Source organism: Sinobaca sp. H24 (assembly GCF_023845525.1).
The window spans coordinates 91,211-110,417 of record NZ_JALBWT010000012.1; the positions used below are offsets into that span (position 1 = coordinate 91,211).

Annotated in this window: 16 protein-coding genes and 10 pseudogenes; 16 read left to right on the forward strand and 10 right to left on the reverse strand. The window is 41.8% G+C overall.

Annotated elements, in window-relative coordinates; genetic code table 11:
- Positions 1–33: 33 nt before the first annotated feature.
- From remB to MMY81_RS35415, 9 genes and pseudogenes are all read right to left on the reverse strand, one after another.
- Positions 34–327 (reverse strand): extracellular matrix regulator RemB, encoded by a 294-nt coding sequence (remB, locus tag MMY81_RS34125; protein WP_308215372.1) that lies wholly within the window; start codon positions 325–327, stop codon positions 34–36.
- Positions 288–1,409 (reverse strand): DNA replication/repair protein RecF, encoded by a 1,122-nt coding sequence (recF, locus tag MMY81_RS16420; protein WP_252313706.1) that lies wholly within the window; start codon positions 1,407–1,409, stop codon positions 288–290. The genes remB and recF overlap by 40 nt, the downstream gene beginning before the upstream one ends.
- 10 nt (positions 1,410–1,419) lie before the next feature.
- Positions 1,420–1,644, reverse strand: a complete 225-nt coding sequence (gene yaaA / locus MMY81_RS16425) for a S4 domain-containing protein YaaA (RefSeq protein ID WP_252313707.1) — start codon at positions 1,642–1,644, stop codon at positions 1,420–1,422.
- 166 nt (positions 1,645–1,810) lie between these two features.
- Positions 1,811–2,953: pseudogene (gene dnaN / locus MMY81_RS16430) on the reverse strand (DNA polymerase III subunit beta).
- A gap of 144 nt (positions 2,954–3,097) precedes the next feature.
- Positions 3,098–3,253 (reverse strand): helix-turn-helix domain-containing protein, encoded by a 156-nt coding sequence (locus MMY81_RS35395; protein ID WP_374562134.1) that lies wholly within the window; start codon positions 3,251–3,253, stop codon positions 3,098–3,100.
- The gene (locus MMY81_RS35400; RefSeq protein WP_374562136.1) at positions 3,250–3,459 is read right to left on the reverse strand and encodes a helix-turn-helix domain-containing protein; all 210 of its coding nucleotides are present in this window, start codon (positions 3,457–3,459) and stop codon (positions 3,250–3,252) included. Before MMY81_RS35400 ends, MMY81_RS35395 begins: the two co-directional genes overlap by 4 nt.
- Before the next feature lie 52 nt (positions 3,460–3,511).
- Positions 3,512–3,807 (reverse strand): annotated as a pseudogene (locus MMY81_RS35405) (DnaA ATPase domain-containing protein).
- A gap of 32 nt (positions 3,808–3,839) precedes the next feature.
- Positions 3,840–4,109, reverse strand: coding sequence for a DnaA ATPase domain-containing protein (locus tag MMY81_RS35410; RefSeq protein WP_374562137.1), 270 nt, complete (start codon positions 4,107–4,109; stop codon positions 3,840–3,842).
- Positions 4,110–4,194: 85 nt separating this feature from the next.
- A pseudogene (locus MMY81_RS35415) lies at positions 4,195–4,441 on the reverse strand (DnaA N-terminal domain-containing protein); the annotation flags it as partial.
- 789 nt (positions 4,442–5,230) lie between these two features.
- Here MMY81_RS35415 and rpmH point away from each other — a divergent pair.
- From rpmH to MMY81_RS16485, 10 genes and pseudogenes are all read left to right on the forward strand, one after another.
- The gene (rpmH, locus tag MMY81_RS16440) at positions 5,231–5,368 is read left to right on the forward strand and encodes a 50S ribosomal protein L34 (protein WP_252313708.1); all 138 of its coding nucleotides are present in this window, start codon (positions 5,231–5,233) and stop codon (positions 5,366–5,368) included.
- A gap of 187 nt (positions 5,369–5,555) precedes the next feature.
- Positions 5,556–5,892, forward strand: a pseudogene (gene rnpA / locus MMY81_RS16445) (ribonuclease P protein component); the annotation flags it as partial.
- A 263-nt stretch (positions 5,893–6,155) separates the two neighbouring features.
- Positions 6,156–6,961: pseudogene (gene spoIIIJ, locus MMY81_RS16450) on the forward strand (YidC family membrane integrase SpoIIIJ).
- Positions 6,958–7,581 carry an RNA-binding cell elongation regulator Jag/EloR gene (gene jag / locus MMY81_RS16455; protein ID WP_252313709.1) on the forward strand — a complete coding sequence of 208 codons (624 nt, stop codon included), beginning with the start codon at positions 6,958–6,960 and terminating at the stop codon, positions 7,579–7,581. The pseudogene spoIIIJ and the gene jag overlap by 4 nt, the downstream one beginning before the upstream one ends.
- A gap of 240 nt (positions 7,582–7,821) precedes the next feature.
- A pseudogene (gene mnmE, locus MMY81_RS16460) lies at positions 7,822–9,192 on the forward strand (tRNA uridine-5-carboxymethylaminomethyl(34) synthesis GTPase MnmE).
- Between the two features lie 62 nt (positions 9,193–9,254).
- Positions 9,255–11,144: pseudogene (mnmG, locus tag MMY81_RS16465) on the forward strand (tRNA uridine-5-carboxymethylaminomethyl(34) synthesis enzyme MnmG).
- 79 nt (positions 11,145–11,223) lie between these two features.
- Positions 11,224–11,942, forward strand: a pseudogene (rsmG, locus tag MMY81_RS16470) (16S rRNA (guanine(527)-N(7))-methyltransferase RsmG).
- Between the two features lie 231 nt (positions 11,943–12,173).
- Positions 12,174–12,934: pseudogene (locus tag MMY81_RS16475) on the forward strand (ParA family protein).
- Positions 12,927–13,778: a ParB/RepB/Spo0J family partition protein gene (locus MMY81_RS16480; protein WP_252313710.1), complete on the forward strand. Its 852-nt coding sequence runs from the start codon at positions 12,927–12,929 to the stop codon at positions 13,776–13,778. Before MMY81_RS16475 ends, MMY81_RS16480 begins: the two are co-directional and overlap by 8 nt.
- Positions 13,779–13,836: 58 nt before the next feature.
- On the forward strand, positions 13,837–14,541 hold the full coding sequence (locus MMY81_RS16485; RefSeq protein ID WP_252313711.1) for a DUF554 domain-containing protein: 705 nt from the start codon (positions 13,837–13,839) through the stop codon (positions 14,539–14,541).
- A 33-nt stretch (positions 14,542–14,574) separates the two neighbouring features.
- On the opposite strand, the gene yyaC is transcribed toward MMY81_RS16485, so the two are convergent.
- A complete protein-coding gene (gene yyaC / locus MMY81_RS16490) occupies positions 14,575–15,222 on the reverse strand; it encodes a spore protease YyaC (RefSeq protein WP_252313712.1) in 648 nt (215 codons plus the stop codon).
- A gap of 161 nt (positions 15,223–15,383) precedes the next feature.
- Here yyaC and MMY81_RS16495 point away from each other — a divergent pair, with 161 nt between their 5' ends.
- The 6 genes and pseudogenes from MMY81_RS16495 to MMY81_RS16520 all read left to right on the forward strand — a co-directional run bounded on the left by MMY81_RS16495 (position 15,384) and on the right by MMY81_RS16520 (position 19,197).
- Positions 15,384–15,590: a DUF951 domain-containing protein gene (locus MMY81_RS16495; RefSeq protein ID WP_252313713.1), complete on the forward strand. Its 207-nt coding sequence runs from the start codon at positions 15,384–15,386 to the stop codon at positions 15,588–15,590.
- A gap of 94 nt (positions 15,591–15,684) precedes the next feature.
- Positions 15,685–16,785, forward strand: a complete 1,101-nt coding sequence (gene ychF / locus MMY81_RS16500; protein WP_252313714.1) for a redox-regulated ATPase YchF — start codon at positions 15,685–15,687, stop codon at positions 16,783–16,785.
- 136 nt (positions 16,786–16,921) lie between these two features.
- Positions 16,922–17,209 carry a 30S ribosomal protein S6 gene (rpsF, locus tag MMY81_RS16505; protein WP_252313715.1) on the forward strand — a complete coding sequence of 96 codons (288 nt, stop codon included), beginning with the start codon at positions 16,922–16,924 and terminating at the stop codon, positions 17,207–17,209.
- A gap of 24 nt (positions 17,210–17,233) precedes the next feature.
- Positions 17,234–17,724, forward strand: a pseudogene (gene ssb / locus MMY81_RS16510) (single-stranded DNA-binding protein).
- A gap of 58 nt (positions 17,725–17,782) precedes the next feature.
- Positions 17,783–18,010 carry a 30S ribosomal protein S18 gene (rpsR, locus tag MMY81_RS16515; RefSeq protein WP_211327008.1) on the forward strand — a complete coding sequence of 76 codons (228 nt, stop codon included), beginning with the start codon at positions 17,783–17,785 and terminating at the stop codon, positions 18,008–18,010.
- A 248-nt stretch (positions 18,011–18,258) separates the two neighbouring features.
- Positions 18,259–19,197, forward strand: coding sequence for a YybS family protein (locus MMY81_RS16520; protein WP_252313716.1), 939 nt, complete (start codon positions 18,259–18,261; stop codon positions 19,195–19,197).
- Positions 19,198–19,207: the final 10 nt, after the last annotated feature.

Consider the following 19,207-nt stretch of genomic DNA (forward strand, 5'->3'; position numbering starts at 1 on the left):
GTATACCTGTCTGTTATTCTTCGCTGAAATCTTCTATTTCTGAAATGACCTGCGCCGACGCTTCAATGTTAAAGAAGAAATGGGGGATAAGTACACTTTGTCGTGCGTAACCACTACTGATTTCGTATAATCTTCCGTAATCTCTACGACCTGACTGTTCTGCCGGGAGTCCATAAAACGGGCGGTGTCTTTTGAAGAAGCATGCGAAGTTTCATCGAGAATAGCGACTACATCCTTTGACCGATAATCATATCCCCGCCCAAATGAATAAACATAAGCCTTCCTCCCTACTTTGCTGGTGTCAGCAGACCATTGCCTGCGTGAAATGTTGAAGCTTTCTTTAGCGTTTCATGTTCAATGCCGTCAATACTCGTAGTCGTGACAAATGTCTGCACCTTTCCCTGAATCGCATGAAGAAGATGAGACTGCCTGAAATGATCCAGCTCTGAGAGAACATCATCAAGAAGCAGAATTGGGTACTCTCCTATGTTGTCATGGATAAGTTCAATTTCTGCCAGCTTCAGCGACAGTGCTGCTGTACGCTGTTGTCCCTGCGAACCATAAGTCTGTGCTTCCTTGCCATTTATTTTTAAAATAAGTTCGTCACGATGAGGACCGACCAGAGATATGCCGCGTCTTATTTCACGATCCGCGGCTTTTTCAAAGGCCTGATGGAGAGCGGCGGAAATTGCCTTTTCATCCATTCCTTCCTCTACTTCTGTAGACGAACTATATTCAATTTCAAGCTTTTCCATCTGCCGGCTGATCTGCCAATGAATATCCTGGGCCCAGGTGCGCAGCATCTTTAAAAAAGAAAAACGCCTTCCGATAACTTTAGAGGCCGTTTGGACAAGCTGATCTGTCAGCACCTGCAGCATCATATCCTGTTCTTTCGTAGCAGATGGAAAGATGTCTTTTAGCAGCTGATTTCTTTGTTTGAGTATTTTCTGGTAAATGCCCAGATCGTGAAGGTAGACCGAGCTGATCTGGCCTATTTCCATATCGAGAAATCGTCTCCTCAGGTTAGGACCTCCCTTAACGAGAGATAAATCTTCCGGAGCAAACATAACGACGTTGCAGGAGCCAATGTACTGGCTCAGCTTTTTCTGCTCCAATCCATTCACTTTTGCTTTTTTACCTTTTTCCGACAAGATCACCTGAAGGGACGCAGGGCCGTTTTTTTTTGTGATTTCCGCACTGATTCTGGCAAAATCCTGATCCCACTGGATTAACTCTTTATCCTTGGAAGTCCTGTGCGACTTAGCAAATGCAAGTACGTGAATGGCTTCCATAAAGTTTGTTTTACCCTGTGCATTTTCTCCAAGTATAACATTGATTTCATTTTCAACCGGAAGGGTCAGCTGGTTGTAATTTCGATACTGCTTCAGGGAAATTTCGTTTATATACAATCTTTGTTCCTCAATTAGAGCTGGAAGCTATTTCAAAAACTCCAGCGCCCTCAATCTCAACCACATCGCCGGGATACAGCTTACGGCCTCTGCGCTGATCCTGTTCTTTGTTAACAAAGACGGTATACTCCAGCAGAAAAATCTTAGCCATGCCGCCGGTATCAATAACTCCGGCTTCTTTTAAAAGCTGTCCGAGCGTTATATATTCTTTCGTTATTTCAATCGTATTTTCCATATAACGGGCCTCCTATGCCAAAAATGAACTGACATACTATATCATCTTATATTTTACTAAATTTCCGCCTATAAAGCCAATATGAAATCGACGCTTACATACTTGCTGCTGCGCTCTTTCATCAGAAAAGCCCCTGGCTTTTTCAACCCAGAGGCATAAGTGTTATTTAGTACGTTCTTACAGGAGAGAATAAATGCAGCATTTGATCATGGTCTGTCGGCTGAACGGTAAAAGGACTCATTGCTCCGGTGAAACGGATCTTAATCGTTTCACTATCGATTACTTTTAATGCATCCATAATGTTTTTGCCGTTAAAAGAATGCGCAGTTCTTCTCCCTCCATTGTATCACATGAAATCTTTTCTGTTACCTTCCCTACTTCTGCAGAAACAGAACTTACTTCTATTTCGTTGTTCTCCATTGTTTTCAAGTTAATAACATTGTTTTTTGCTTCTCTGGAAAGAAGAAGTGCGCGTTCAAGTGAAGATAGAAGTTCTTTTGTACGGAGCACAAGCTCCGTTTTAGCATGATCAGGAATCATATTTTTTGTAACCGGGTATTTACCGTCCAGAAGTCTGGAGAAAAACAGAAGGTTTTCAAATTTAAACAATACTTGGCTTTCCGTAACAATAATATCTACGAGTTCGGTAGAATCTTCGAGCACTTTATTTAATTCGTTCAGGCTTTTTCCTGGGATGACAACATTCGACAAAGACATAGCGCCCGTTTTTGTCTCTACTGAAGCCTTACGCATAGCAAGTCTGTGACTATCTGTTGCAGTACAGATTAATTCAGATTCTTCCCCTTCCAGGTTTACACCTGTCAACACGGGGCGTGTTTCCTGAGTGGACACGGCGAAAACAGTCTGGCGCACCATATCTTTAAGAAGATTCTGCGGCATTTGAAAATGATTGTCTTCATCAAGCTGTGGAAGTCTTGGATACTCCTCTGGATCAAGACCGTTAAGGTTAAAAACAACACTGCCTGAACGAAGAGTTGTGGCAAATTGATCCTGGACCGCGACTTCAATCTCTTCTCCCGGAAGCTTTTTTACAATTTCAGCAAAAAAACGGGCCTGCAGCACAATGCTTCCTTCTTCTTTGATCGTTACATACTCTTTTTCACCGTCACTGACAGGTATAAATGTTTCAATAGATATATCTGAGTCACTTCCGGTCAATGTTACTCCGTAATTAGTTGCTTCTATCTTGATTCCTGTAAGGATTGGAATGGTAGTTCTGGAGGAAACAGCTTTGTGTTACATGCTGAACACTGTGAACGAAAGCATCTCGTTGAATTGTAAAATGCATAGGTAGACTCCCTTATTATATATTTTAATAATTTATAGTCGTAGTAGTAGGGGGTGTTGGCAGTGTGGATAAGTTAGACAAGCCCAATCACCCCTAGGTTATCCACATGTGGATGGATTGTTAATAACTAAAATGTTATCCTCACTATGCTTTGAGCTGATCCATAAGCTCTTTAAGCTGCTTTTGAAAGTCGCTGTCTGAATGAACGAGTTTAGATATTTTCTCATGCGCATGAATAACCGTTGTATGGTCGCGTCCTCCAAATTCTTCTCCAATTTTAGGCAGAGAAAACTCGGTCATTTCCCTGGAAAGATCATAGCAATCTGTCTTGGAAATGCAAAACCTTTGTACGTTTTTTTTGCTTTCAGCTCCTGAGGCTGCAGGCTGTACTGGCTTGCGACCAGACGCTGAATATCCTCAATTGTCACTTTTTTTGGTTTGCTGTTTGGAATAATATCTTTCAATGCTTCTGCTGCCAGATCGGCATTCATATCCTGATTGATCAAAGAATAAGCGACGACCCTGATTAAGGCACCTTCAGTTCACGAATATTGGTATCTATCTGGTTGGCGATATAAAGCATGACTTCATTTGTATATCAAGCTTTTCCGCTTTTGCTTTTTTTCTGAGGATAGCAATTCTCGTTTCCAGATCAGGTGGTGTAATATCTGTAATCAGCCCCCATTCAAATCTGGAACGAAGCCGGTCTTCCAGGGTAGGTATTTCTTTAGGCGGCCGATCGCTGGAAATAACGATTTGTTTAGATTCCTCATGAAGAGCGTTAAACGTATGAAAAAAACTCTTCCTGTGTTTTGTTCTTTACCGGCTAAAAATTGAATGTCATCTATTAACAGTACATCTACATTTCTATATTTGTTCCGAAAGTTTACCGTTTATTGTCCCGGATGGAATTAATAAATTCATTAGTGAATTTCTCTGAAGATAGATAGACGACTCTGGCGTTTGGATTATGATCAATAACGTAATGCCCGATTGCATGCATTAAATGGGTTTTTGCCAAGTCCAACTCCCCATAAATAAACAGCGGATTATATGCTTTTGCGGGTGCTTCTGCTACGGCGAGCGAAGCAGCGTGGGCAAAACGGTTTCCAGATCCGATAACAAATGTATCAAAAGAATACTTATCGTTAAGCATACTTTTAGGCACGTTCTCCGAATTGTCTTCTTTTTCTCTTTGGCATTAGGCGCAGCCGGTACTGTGAATTCATCTGCGTGCTCAGCTTCAGGAATAATGAATTTTACATCCAGTTCCGAGCCGGTTAGATCATTTAATGTATCAGATATTAAAGAAGAATAGCGGTTTTCAAGCCAGTCGCGGGCAAACTCATTTGGTGGCAGTAACCACGATAGTGTCATCGTATATTCTGAGCCCTGGTTGCTTTCAGCCATGTTTCATAGCTTGGCTTGCTTACTTTTTCTTTCATAATTTCAAGCGTTTTGATTCCATAAGTCATTAATATTTTCCAGCACTCTCTTACCCTCCTTTTCGTCTCTCTTTACTGCTTTATCTATTACATAAGCGGATAAAAAAAACTCGGTTCACCACCGAGTCTGGTGTATCCATCTATTTTTTTTGCATGCCGGTCCCATAGTACACGGTAAAACTATTCAATGCTACCAAGGAAAAAATTTAATAGCATTTAACCTATGTATAAGGAAAAATTCGTATAACTTTTCTTAAAGGAGCTCTTGATAAGAAGTGGATAACAACTAGTATAGTAACATAATCGTCTTATCCACATGAGTCTTTTTTATGTGGAAAAACTATTCAGAGCCTGTGGAAAGTTATGCACAAAGTTATCAACAGGTGTGGATAAGTATTTTAGTTCACAAAGTTATCCAGAGGAAAACATAACTATCATATCAAAATAAAAAGCGAAGACAACGGACTTTTTAATAGTTATCCACATAATCAATAACTTGTGGGCTATACTTGTCCACACTACTATATTGTGTGTATATCCTGTAAGTAATTCTTTTAAAAGATAAAAATATGGCAAAAAAGTTATCCACACTACTTTTTATTTTGGGAGCTGCTGTTATTTTTTTCTGCCGGAGGTTTCATCAAAAGATTGCTATTGACAGATGCCCCTGTTTCTCTATATAATTTTACGGGAATGTGCAAGAGATTATATTTCAGTAAAGTACCCTTTCGGCTTAAGCAATCGAATTGATTCTTTTGAGAATATAAAGGCTGGGATATAGAAGAAACAAAGCACAGCAGAACGATAAATTACTCACCAGGAGGTGCTAGGAATGGGAAAACCAACGTTTAATCCAAATAATCGTAAGCGCAAAAAGAATCATGGCTTCCGTACAAGAATGAGTACAAAAAACGGCCGTCACATTATTAAAAACCGCCGTCGTAAAGGAAGAAAAGTACTATCTGCCTAAGGCCACTGATATTGACAGTGGTCTTTTTTTACTTTTCCTTACAAGAAGCACCGGCATATCCTGCTTAAATAAGCTGCAGGGCTGCTGTGCTTTCTGTAAGGGCTTGTTTTCTCAAGCAAGGCAGCTCTTTTGCTGCTAATTAAGCATACGGTCTGTTGAAGGCTTTGGCGGAGGTGCCGCTGTTTGAAAAAAAGCGCATAAATTAAAAAAGAATCATGAGTTCAGCACAGTCTTCGATAAAGGATCCTCATATGCGAACCGCCAGTTCGTACTATATGTTCTTAAGAAGCCTGCTCAGTCTGAATACCGTGTAGGTGTCACCGTGAGCCGTAAGCTTGGAAATGCGGTTACTAGAACAGGATGAAACGACTTCTTAGAGAAGTATTAAAAGAGCTGGATGATTTTCTTGATCCAAAAAAGATTATGTTATTATCGCTCGTAAGCCGGCTTTAGAAATGGAATATGAAGAATTAAAGAAAAGCTTTAAACATGTATTGCGAAAAAGCGGCAGCCGATCTTCCTAAAATAGGAAGCAGGCTTTTCTTTCTTTATCTTTTATATTCGCTAAAATGGTTAAGGGCTCTTTTTTTTGAGAAAAGCGAACGCTTACTTTTATATTTCAATATTTTACCATTATAATTGTATATATTTAACATTAAAATAAACCATACATACAAAATTTTAACTTAATGGAATTATTTGTAATTTAATAAATTCTCTTTTTCTTAAATGAGGCCCGGAGTATTACACTATATTGAAGATGGTTTTTATCAAGGAGGAAGCGTTTGTGCGAAAGAAATTAGGTTTAGTGGCAATGCTTGTTGCTTTAATGACTGTCATGGCCGGTTGTTTTGACGTAAATCAGCCAATCGATGCAGACAGTGAAGGTATTTGGAATTCGTATTTTGTTTATCCATTATCGTGGTTAATTATTTATATTGCAGAGGCAATGGGAGAAAGCTACGGCATGTCTATCATCATAGTAACGATTATGCTTCGTATTTTGATTCTTCCTTTAATGATCAAACAGACTAAAAGCGCAAAAGCAATGCAGGAAGTGCAGCCTGAGCTTGTAAAGCTGAGAGAAAAGTATTCAGCTAAAGATCAGAAGACGCAACAGGAACTGCAGCAGGCGACAATGAAGCTATTCCAGTCCAAAGGAATTAATCCGTTAGCCGGTTGTCTTCCTATTTTCATTCAAATGCCTATTCTCATCGCTTTTTATCACGCGATTATGCGGACGAGAGAAATTGGCACACACGAGTTTCTATGGTTCCAGCTTGGTCAGCCGGACTATATACTTCCAATCATTGCAGGTGTTACTACCTTCATTCACAGAAAATGATGATGGTTTCAGATAATCCTCAGATGAAAATGCTTATGTATATGATGCCATTTATGATTGGTGGATTTGCTTTCTTCTTCCCATCTGCCCTGGCGCTTTACTGGGTTATTGGTAACCTGTTTATGATTATCCAGACGTATTTCATTACAGGGCCTGGTGCAAGAAACAAACGTGATGCAAAAGCAGCAGCCGAGGTCAGTGATAGCGGACCGAAAGAACCGAAAGCTGGAGGAGTGAAAAAGAAGTGAAAACAGTAACGGTATCCGGAAAAACAATAGAAGAAGCGAAAGCTAACGCACTATTGGAATTGAGTATTGAAGAAGATCAGCTTGATTATGAACTCGTACAAGTTCCGGTAAAAGGTTTTCTGGGCTTATTTAAAGGAAAACCGGCTATTATTGAAGCGAAGATAAAGCAGGATCCGACGAAAGAAGCGGCTGCTTTTCTGACTCAGGTTTTAAAAGAAATGGGTACAAAAGCTGAAATAGTAATAACAGAAAAGAAAAAAGAAGTTCTTTTTGATATTCAAGGCGAAGATCTTGGAGTGTTAATTGGAAAACGGGGAAAGACGCTCGATTCACTTGAATACCTGGTTAATCTAGCAGCAAACCGTTATTCTGATAAATACTCCCGTATCACGCTCGATGCCGAGAATTACCGCGAACGACGCCGTGAGGCGCTTCATCAGCTGGCAGAAAGACTTGCTGATAAAGCCCGGAAAACGAAACGGAAAGTAGTGCTGGAGCCTATGAGTTCGCGGGAACGAAAAATCATTCATGCAGCGCTTCAAAACGAAAAAGATATCGAAACAGCTTCTGAGGGAAAAGAACCTCACCGCTATGTAGCTATTTTCCTTTCGAAAAAGTAGCAGACGTTTTTCTCATACTCAATACGGATATTATTACGCCGAGCCATTCCTGATAAGCAGGAGTGGCTTTTTTGTGTATAAAAAGTAAGAATAATTTACAAATGACTGAGAGTTATCCACATGTGGATAATCTATGCTTTCCCAAAATGCATTCCTATGCTATTCTATTTAGTTAGGAATACAAAACTAGATGAAATAATGTAAGCAAACTATTATTCATTCTGAGGAGCGAGAGTTAGAATGGAATTTGATACAATAGCCGCTATTTCCACTCCGGTCGGCGAAGGAGCTATTGCCATCGTCCGATTGAGCGGGGAGCAGGCTTTTTCTATTGCTGATACACTATATAGAGGTAAAAAAAGTACAGGAAGCAGATACTCATACGATTCACTACGGTCATATCATGGATCCGCAGACAAATGAAACGGTGGAAGAAGTGATGGTGTCTGTGCTTCGTGCTCCCCGGACATTCACAAGAGAAGATATTATAGAAATCAACTGCCACGGCGGGTTGGTGTCGGTTAATCGGGTTCTTGATCTGGTACTTAGTGCTGGAGCAAGGCTGGCTGAACCAGGGGAATTTACCAAACGGGCCTTTCTAAATGGTAGAATTGATCTTTCGCAGGCAGAAGGTGTTATGGATTTGATTCGTGCTAAAACTGATAAAGCAATGCATGCGGCAGTGAAGCAGGTAGAGGGCAGATTTTCAGAACGAGTAAGACGATTACGCCGGGAGCTGCTTGAAACAGTAGCTCACGTAGAAGTGAATATTGATTATCCTGAATTTGATGCCGAATCAGTAACGCTCGACAATTTAAAAAAACACACCTCACATGTAAAAGATGAAGTAAACAGCGCTCTCTACGGCGAAGCAGGGTAAAATTCTCCGCGAAGGCCTGGGAACAGCTATCATAGGGCGTCCCAACGTTGGTAAGTCTTCTTTGATGAACAGCCTGATTCATGAAAACAGAGCTATTGTTACGGATATTCCCGGGACGACCCGTGATGTCCTGGAAGAATACGTTAATATCCGTGGTGTTCCGCTGCGTCTTATTGATACTGCCGGTATTAGAGATACAGAAGACATCGTAGAAAAAATTGGCGTAGAGCGCTCCAGAAAGGCTCTGCAGGAAGCCGAATTAATCTTTTGGTCCTTAACAGTGCAGAAGAACTTTCTGTAGAAGATGAAGCGCTGTTTAAAGCGATACATGGACTAAATGCGGTAATACTTTTAAACAAAACAGATCTGGATAAAAAAATAGATGAAACCGTGTACGAGAACTGGCATCCGGCCGCCCCGTTATTGCGGCGTCTTTATTAAAAGACGAAGGTATTGATGAACTGGAGCAGGCAGTATCAAGCCTCTTTTTTGAGGAAGGTATTGAAGGTTCCGATTTAAGCTATATTTCCAATGCCAGACATGTTGGTTTGTTGAATCAGACTAGACAGACTCTTGAAGACGCCCTGGAAGCGGTTGAAATGGGAGTTCCTGTCGATATGATTCAAATTGATATTACGAGAGCATGGGAAATGCTCGGTGAAATTATTGGAGAAAATGTGCACGATGGATTGATTGATCAACTCTTTTCTCAATTTTGTCTAGGTAAATAAATCGAAAAATAATAACTAAATTACTTTTTTTCCATATTTAACTATTATAAGGAGGCACATGAATGAATTATGAAGGCGGTACGTATGACGTTGTAGTCATCGGAGCCGGGCATGCAGGAGTTGAAGCTGGACTTGCGGCAGCTCGTTCAGGCTCAAAGACATTGATGCTCACATTGAATCTCGACGCTGTTGCTTTTATGCCATGTAATCCCTCAGTCGGCGGTCCTGCAAAAGGAATTGTCGTACGTGAATTAGATGCTCTCGGCGGAGAGATGGCAAAGAATATTGATAAAACGCATATTCAAATGAAATGTTGAATACCGGAAAAGGGCCTGCTGTAAGAGCTCTTAGAGCACAGGCCGATAAGTTTATGTACCAGCACGAAATGAAAAACACGATCGAAGAACAGGAAAATCTTACCCTGCGCCAGGGCCTGGTCGAGAAATTGATTGTAGAAGATAATGTATGTAAGGGTGTAGTAACAAACACGGGAGCAGAATATAGAAGCAGTACGGTCGTAATTACAACCGGAACGTACCTGCGCGGGAAAATCATTCTGGGAGAACTTGCTTATGAGAGCGGACCGAATAACATGCAGCCCTCGGTGCAGCTTTCTCATGAACTAAAGGCTCTTGGTTTTGAACTCGTTCGTTTTAAAACGGGCACCCCTCCACGTGTAAATGGCAATAGTATCGATTACAGCAAGACAGAAGTACAGCCGGGAGATGATCAGCCCCGTGCTTTCTCCTATGAAACGACTAAATTTATTACCGATCAGCTTCCTTGCTGGCTGACATATACAGGAGAAGCAACGCATCAGATTATTAATGATAATTTGTCACGATCTCCAATGTATTCCGGCATGATTGAAGGAACCGGACCGAGATACTGTCCTTCTATAGAAGATAAAATTGTCCGCTTTAACGATAAGCCGAAGCATCAGATCTTCTTAGAGCCGGAAGGCAGAAATACAACAGAAGTTTATGTACAGGGATTGTCAACGAGCCTGCCGGAGGACGTGCAGTTCAAGATTCTGCAGTCCATTCCTGGTCTTGAAAATGTTAAGATGATGCGTCCGGGCTACGCTATTGAATATGATGCGATGGTTCCTACACAACTGTGGCCTACACTGGAAACGAAAAAAGTAGAAAATTTATTTACTGCCGGCCAGATTAACGGAACATCTGGTTATGAGGAGGCCGCGGGGCAGGGCCTTATGGCTGGAATGAATGCTTCGCTGAAAGCTCAGGGTAAAGAGCAGGTTATTCTGGATCGCTCCGATGCCTACATCGGTGTAATGATTGATGATCTGGTTACAAAAGGCACTAATGAACCGTACCGTTTATTAACGTCAAGAGCAGAATATCGTCTGCTTCTGCGCCACGATAACGCCGACCTCCGCCTGACAGAAATAGGCTATCAGGCAGGTATGATAGAGCAGGAGCGCTATGATCGTTTTCTATCAAAGAAAGAAGCGATTGAGCAGGAAAAGCAGCGTATGAAAAAGGCAAGCATTCAGCCGAGTCCTGAACTTGAGGAAATGCTTACTTCAAAAAACTCTTCTCTTATTAAAGAGACGGCAACAGCAATGCACCTGCTGAAACGTCCGGAGCTTGGATACGACGATATTTTTCCATTTACCGGCTTCACGAGTCGCGTTACCCCGGATGTTGCCGAGCAGGTTGAAATTCAAACAAAATATGAAGGCTACATTTCCAAACAGCTTGATCAGGTAAATAAAATGAAAAAAGATGGAAATGAAGAAAATACCGGAAAATCTGGACTACAGTGTTATCAGCGGTATTGCGACCGAAGCACGCCAAAAGCTGACCGAAGTAAAACCATTATCAGTAGGCCAGGCTTCAAGAGTTTCGGGAGTGAATCCTGCAGATATTTCTATTCTTCTTGTTTATCTGGAACAGGGAAAGCTTGCCAGAGTAGGGGAAGCATAAAAGGAAGCTGAGCGTCCGTTTCTTACGGACGCTTTTTTCTAGGCAGCGACGCTAGGTGAACAAACAAAGGAGGAGAATGATGAGCAAAGCACAATTTCCGGCGTGGGCAGAGGCAGAAGGCATCACTCTATCCACCCATCAGCTCAAGCAGTTCGAAGATTACTATACGCTGCTTGTTGAATGGAATAAAAAGATGAACTTAACAGGTATTACAGAAGAAGATGATGTCTATGAAAAACACTTTTTTGATTCTATTACTGCAATAAAAGCATTTCCAACTACAGATAGACCACAGAAAGCTATTGATATCGGAGCAGGAGCGGGTTTTCCAAGTATTCCTTTGAAAATATGTTTTCCTCATATTGAAATGACGATTGCGGACTCGTTAAAAAACGGATTACGTTTTTAAGAGAGGTGGCAGGAGTCCTCGGTTTAAATGATATTCACTTTGTTCATGAGAGGGCAGAACAGCTGGCCCGGATGAAAGACCACCGGGAATCCTATGATATTGTAGTAGCAAGAGCAGTGGCTCGAATGCCGGTCCTTGCAGAGTTGTGTCTGCCTTTTGCCAAAGTAGGAGGTACGTTTATCGCAATGAAAGGATCTACAGGACTGGAGGAAAAAGCAGAAGCGGAAAAAGCCTTCAGCCTGCTTGGAGGAGTATGGAAAAATGAATTTTCATTTACACTTCCTGTAGAAAAAAGCCAGCGCTGTATTCTGCAGGCTGTGAAAGAGAAAAAAACACCAAAGGCCTATCCCCGTAAGGCGGGAACTCCTTCTAAAGAACCTATCGTTTAAAATATGCTATGACAGCCTGAAGCATTAATCAGGCTGTTTTTGTATATATACTGAAAAATAAGGAAAAAGCGCAACAAAAAGAGAACTGTTGCGAATTTTTTCACAAAACATGATAGAATAAAAAAAGAAAGAAAATCCGCTTAAATACAGTTTTTACTAATACTATTCGGATATTCCATCCAGGCTTTACATATAATAAATGAAGCAGCAGGAGAGAAAGTAGGTGTAACGATGGCCAAAGTAGTAGCCATTGCTAATCAAAAAGGCGGCGTTGGTAAAACAACAACAGCAGTAAATATCAGCGCATGCATTGCATATCTTGGAAAAAAAGTTCTTCTCGTCGATATGGATCCTCAAGGAAATGCTACGAGCGGAGCCGGTATCGAAAAAGGCGAAGTAGATAAATGCATTTACAATCTTCTCGTCGATGATGTAGAAATCAAAGACATTATTCGGCCCGGCAGTGTGGATAACTTGGATGTTGTTCCCGCTACTATCCAGCTTTCCGGCGCTGAAATTGAGCTTGTTTCTACCATTTCCAGAGAAGTTCGATTAAAAAATGCACTTCGGGACGTTATTAAAGATTATGACTACATCATTATTGATTGTCCGCCTTCTCTCGGGTTGTTAACGATAAATGCACTTACAGCCTCTGATTCGGTTCTTATTCCAGTGCAGTGTGAATATTACGCATTAGAAGGGTTGAGCCAGCTGCTGAATACCGTCAGACTTGTGCAGAAACACTTAAATCATGACCTGGCGATTGAAGGTGTTCTTCTAACTATGCTTGATGCCCGTACGAATCTTGGACTGCAGGTCATTGAAGAAGTTAAAAAGTACTTCCGTGAAAAAGTGTATAAAACGATAATTCCAAGAAATGTCCGGCTGAGTGAAGCGCCAAGCCATGGCCTTCCGATTATCAGTTATGACGCCAGATCAAAAGGGCCGAAGTTTACTTAGATTTAGCAAAGGAAGTGGTGGCGAGTGGCTAAAGGACTAGGCAGAGGACTGAATGCTTTTTTCCCAGAGGAAAAAACAGCCAAAACAGAAGCAGTGAAGGATATTGATGTGAATCAGCTACGTCCGAATCCTTACCAGCCAAGGCAGGTGTTCGACAAGGAAGCTCTCCAGGAGTTGAGCGAATCGATTTCAGCACAGGGTGTCGTTCAACCTCTTATCGTTAGGAAAAGTATTAAAGGCTACGATATTGTAGCAGGGGAAAGACGCCTCCGTGCTTCGAAAATAGCAGGACTTCAAACCGTGCCGGCAATTGTAAAGCAGCTGACGGACGAACAAATGATGGAAATAGCCCTAATTGAAAATCTGCAGAGAGAAAATCTAAACGCGCTCGAAGAAGCTAAAGCGTATGAAAAGCTGATGGACCACTTGTCGTTTACTCAGGATGAGCTGGCAAAGCGCGTCGGCAAAAGCCGTCCGCACATTACAAATTACTTGAGACTTCTACAGCTTCCTAAAAGCGTTCAGCAGATGGTGGAGAAAAAGGAATTGACGATGGGCCATGCCCGAGCTCTTCTAGGTATTAAAGAAAAGAAAACAATTGAACAGCTGGCTCGTGATATTGTGAAAAACCAGTGGAACGTCCGGAAAACAGAAGAGATAATAAAGGGAATGCATGAGAAAAAGGAGGATGTTTCACGTGAAACATCAAAGCCTTCGCCCTCTATTTTTATTCGTTCGACGGAGAACAACCTTAAATCTTACTTTGGAACAAAAGTGGCAATCAAACAAGGAAAGAAAAAAGGAAAAATTGAAATTGACTTTTTTTCGGAGGAAGATTTAAAGCGGATTATTGAGCTTTTGGATAAAGATGAATAACCCCCTGTCCGGGGGTTTTATTTTGTTAAGATAAAGAAAGAGTAGAAGGTGAGAGGGCATGGTGTTATTAGGCACGCTGGTGAATGGGGCAGCAATCGTTGTTGGATCTTTGCTGGGGCTGGTCTTTCATAATATTCCGGAACGATATAAAACGACGATTATGCAGGCCCTGGCCCTGGCGGTTATGCTTTTAGGCATACAAATGGGGCTGGCAAGTGACCAGTTTTTGATTGTTATTGGAAGTCTTGTAATCGGAGGTTGGATAGGAGAAAGAATTCAGCTGGAAGATATGTTGAACAGGCTTGGGAAATGGATTGAGAAACGAAGCGGAGCTGGAGGAAGCGAAGGAGCAGTGGCTAAAGCGTTTGTTACAGCTACCCTCGTATATGTAGTTGGAGCAATGGCTGTACTTGGAGCGCTGGACAGCGGATTAAGGCTTGATCATAACGTTCTTTATACCAAGTCTATGCTGGACGGTTTTACAGCGGTGTTATTCACGGCAACCCTCGGTTTTGGTGTTGCGTTCTCCTTTATACCAGTGGTATTGTATCAAGGCAGTATTGCTCTGCTGGCGGGCCAGATTGACCAGTTCGTGCCGGTGGAGCTAAGGGAAATGTTTATTACAGAAATGACAGGTACTGGTGGGATTATGATTCTGGGGATTGGGCTGAAGCTTGCGGGAATTCTTGATATTCGGGTGGCTAATCTGCTTCCGGCTATACCGGTCGTAGGAGCTATTGTGACGGTGATATATTTATTATAGTATATGTAAGCCGATTCTCTCGGCTTTAAAAAATCAGGCTTCGTGTTTAACGGTTTTCCCACCTATGGGAACCGGACGGTCCTGATAGGCTTTTTTGATTAATTTCTTTCCCTGCAGGCGGCGGTCGGCAAGAACGAAACTCTCTGAAAGACTCTCTGCCATCTGCATAACAACATGAAGACGTGTATTCTGAAGCACAAAAAACTCCATCATTCCTCCTACGTTGACGATACCCGTAATGTGTACCTGTCCGACAGGAGGAAGATTCTTTTTCATTGCAGCTCCGGGATAAACTGGACCGTCTTCGAAATGTAATGATCCAACATTCTTAACTCTTCCAAGACAGGCATCTACAGCAATAATATATGGAGAGGTATAACGCAACTCAATATCAGCTAATACTTCTTCCAAATTAACAGCATGCACAGGAGAGGCAAGCGTGCCGTAGATTTTAAAATTATCAAGCTTGTTTTTGGCGAGCAGGGTACCGGTAAGTGGTCCCAGAGAATCGCCGGTAGAACGATCGGTGCCGATGCATACGATTACTATTTCAGAAGTTTCCGGGACAGTTGATAAGACATCTGTTAAAGTATTAGAAAGAATCGCCGGTGTCTGCTCGGATTCAGTGTCCAAGTATAAAGAAACAGGTGAATGACCTGGTCGGCTTTGTTTCCTGAACATACAGTTCTCCTCCTTAAATAAAGCATTTGACTGTAAATGACATATTACTTCTATATACCCGCTTTTATATGCTTTAATTTAAAAAAGCAGCCGGGTTCTAAAAATAAATCTTTATACCCTTTAAAATGGTAAAAAAAGGATAATAAGACTGGGGGCATAAAATGGCACTTGACTCGTACCAAATGCATGACGTTGTTCAAATGAAAAAAGCACATCCCTGCGGGGAAAACAGATGGGAAATTATCCGACTTGGCGCAGATATTCGTATAAAATGTCAAGGGTGCGGGCACAGTGTCATGCTTCCAAGAAGAGAATTTCAGAAAAAATTGAAAAAAGTAACCGGAAATACAAAAGAAGATCCTAAATAACGTTTCTTCCTTGTGTTTCCCGAAACGCCTTTCTATACTAATAGAAAGAAATAGGCTTTAATAAGCCGATGATTATGAAAAAGGACGTGAAAAGATGGCTTTAACAACTGGTATTGTAGGTCTTCCTAACGTAGGGAAGTCTACTCTTTTTAATGCAATCACACAGGCTGGAGCAGAGGCAGCCAATTATCCATTCTGCACGATTGATCCGAACGTTGGTATCGTAGAGGTGCCTGACGAGCGTCTGCAGAAATTAACAGCGCTTGTGAAACCTAAAAAAACCATTCCAACTGCATTTGAGTTTACAGATATTGCAGGGATTGTAGAAGGAGCAAGCAAAGGCGAAGGGCTTGGTAATAAGTTTCTGACACATATTCGTCAGGTGGACGCTATTTCTCATGTAGTTCGCTGCTTTGATGATGGTGATGTGACACATGTGTCCGGCAGCGTCGACCCCATTCGTGATATTGAAGTAATTAATCTCGAGCTTATTTTAGCTGATATGGAATCAATCGAGAAGCGTGAAGCAAAAGTAGCTAAACTGGCAAAATCGAGAGATAAAGATGCGTTGGCAGAGCATGCTGTACTGAAAAAGCTGCTTGCTGTTTTTGAAGAAGAAAAGCCGGCCCGCGCTCTTGACTTAACAGACGAAGAACGGAAAATGGTCAATGGCTTTCAGCTTCTCACTATGAAGCCCATCCTATACGTCGCGAACGTAAGTGAAGAAGATCTTGTCAGCGGTGAAGATAACGAAATGGTAAAAAGAGTGAAAGAGTTTGCTGATGGTGAAAAATCAGAGGTCATTACGGTGTGTGCGAAAATTGAAGCAGAAATTGCTGAACTGGATCCGGAGGAAAAGCAGGAGTTTCTGCAGGATCTGGGTATTGAAGAATCCGGTTTGGATCAGCTGATCCGCGCAGCTTATGTGCTTCTCGGCCTGCAGACTTACTTTACAGCAGGTGAGCAGGAAGTGCGCGCTTGGACCATTACCGGCGGCACCAAAGCACCTCAGGCAGCCGGAGTGATTCACACCGACTTCGAACGCGGCTTTATCCGCGCAGAAACCGTCAGCTACGAAGATCTTACAACGACAGGTTCGATGAATGCAGCCAAAGAAGCCGGCAAAGTCCGCTTAGAAGGTAAAGAGTATATCGTAAAAGATGGAGACGTTATTCATTTCCGTTTCAATGTTTAGAAAATCACCTTCACGTATTGCTATAGAGTAGTTTCTATGCTAAAATTATACATTGTGAGTAAAATCGTTTTATTAAATTTTGCTCCTTGCTCTTTTCAAAGAAAAAGAGCCTTAGACCAAAAGGAGGTGACGCAATATGCGTAGGTACGAAGTACTTTACATTATTGCTCCAAACGTAGATGAGGATGGCGTGAAACAGACAGTTGAACGCTATAACGAAATTCTGACGAAAAACGGAGCAGAGATCGAAAAAGTAGATCAAATGGGAAAACGCCGTCTAGCTTATGAAATCAATGATTTCACTGATGGACATTATGTCGTGGTTTACACGAAGGCTAATTCCGAAGCTACTAGTGAATTCGATCGTCTTGTTAAAATAGATGATAACGTAATCCGCCATCTTATCGTTAGAAACGAAGGCTAATATCTAAAATGGGGAGGGGCACTTATGATAAATCGTGTAGTTCTAGTTGGACGATTAACTCGTGATCCTGAATTGCGATACACCCCTAATGGTGTAGCCGTGGCAAATTTCGGCATTGCAGTAAACCGCCCGTTTACGAATCAGCAGGGAGAACGCGAAGCGGACTTTCTTAACTGCGTAACGTGGAGAAAGCAGGCCGAAAATGTAGCAAACTTCCTTAAAAAAGGAAGCCTTGCCGGTGTAGACGGACGTCTTCAGAGCCGCAGTTATGATACCAGGATGGTAAACGTGTATATGTTGTAGAAGTACAGGCCGAAAGCGTTCAGTTTCTTGAACCTAAAAATGCAGGCGGCGGCGGTTCTCAAAGCCAGGGAAACTATGGCGGAGGAAACAGCGGCGGCCAGCAGGGCTATGGGCAGCAGAATCAAAATAAAGGCTCATCTAATTTAAATGATGATCCATTTTCAAATGATGGCCAGCCTATCGATATTTCAGATGATGATTTACCATTCTAATCCCCTTCTCCTGAAATAAAATGTAATATATGTAAAAAAACAAAGGAGGATGAAAAACATGGGTAAACGCAGAGGTAAGCGCCGGAAAGTTTGTTACTTCACGGTGAACAAGATCGAAAAGATCGATTATAAGGATGTAAATCTTCTTAATAAGTTCATTAGTGAGCGTGGAAAGATTCTTCCACGTCGTGTAACAGGGACTTCCGCAAGATATCAGCGTATGCTGACTAGAGCGATCAAACGCTCCCGTCACGTAGCATTGATTCCATATGTAAGAGAACAATAGAGCAAGAGAATAATTAGAGCTTTTCTCCGGGGAACTTTCAGCGGGGAAAAGCTCTTTTATACTTTTTGAAGACTTTCAGCTGACCGTCTGACCTTCATAAAAACAAAGGGAATGACTGTTATCAGGCCTGCTTTCGGTACGCTTGCGCATTTATTATTACATAAGCTACAATGAAGCAATGCCTGTTCTGCAGGCAGCTTTTTTGAGCATGTGATCAGCTTTTTTATACAACAGATGGGGTGAACGGATTGCAGCGGACGAGAAGCTTAACGGAGGGTGCAATACTGAGCGGATTATTTATTATATTAATGCTGCTTACTATATTTGTCCCTCCTCTTGTTTATATTTTATTGTGGTTTTTGCCACTGCCTTTTCTGATTTATACTGCACGCTACGGTCTTCGAAGCGCGCTGGTGATGTTTATTGTTTTGTTTCTGCTGTCTTTATTCATCGGCGGCCTGACAGGGGTTCCATTCGTGTTAATGTTCGGCCTCGGCGGTATTACCGTCGGCGAAATGATCCGCAGAAAAAAAGAGCCTTTGTTTGTTTTAGTAGGGGGATCGCTCGCATATGTAACGAGCCTTATGGTAATCTATGCGGTAACGATTCTTGTATTTAATATTAATCCCGTGGAAACACTTCAAAATGTAATGAGAGATTCAGCAGTGCAGGCAGAATCCATGCTGAATTCGATCGGTCAGGATGGAGCGGACAGCGTAGAGGCAATGAGTGAAGTCATCATTCAAATTGGCTATATGATTCCTGTCATTATGGTAAGTGCCGGTGCCGGATTCGCGGTTATCACGCAGGTGATTGCCCATTACTTTTTAAAAAGACTGTCGATACCGTATCAGCCATTTCCTCCTTTTCGGGAATGGAATTTTCCAAAGTCGCTGCTTTGGTTTTATCTGGCAGCAATTGTGCTTACATTGATTGGAGCAGAAGAAGGCACCACTCCTTACCTGCTCATCTGGAACGTTTACTGGTTTCTTGGAAACATTATGATTATTCAAGGGTGTACAGTAGTCTTTTACTACTGCTATAAGAAATCACTGCCCAAAGCGCTTCCAATTATTTTCGTTATTTCCTTAGTAATTTTACCAATTATTCCACTCTTTGCGCGAATCTTGGGTATAATTGATTTAGGCTTTCGTTTGAAAGAACGACTGGAAACTGACAAGAAGTAGGGGTTGACAT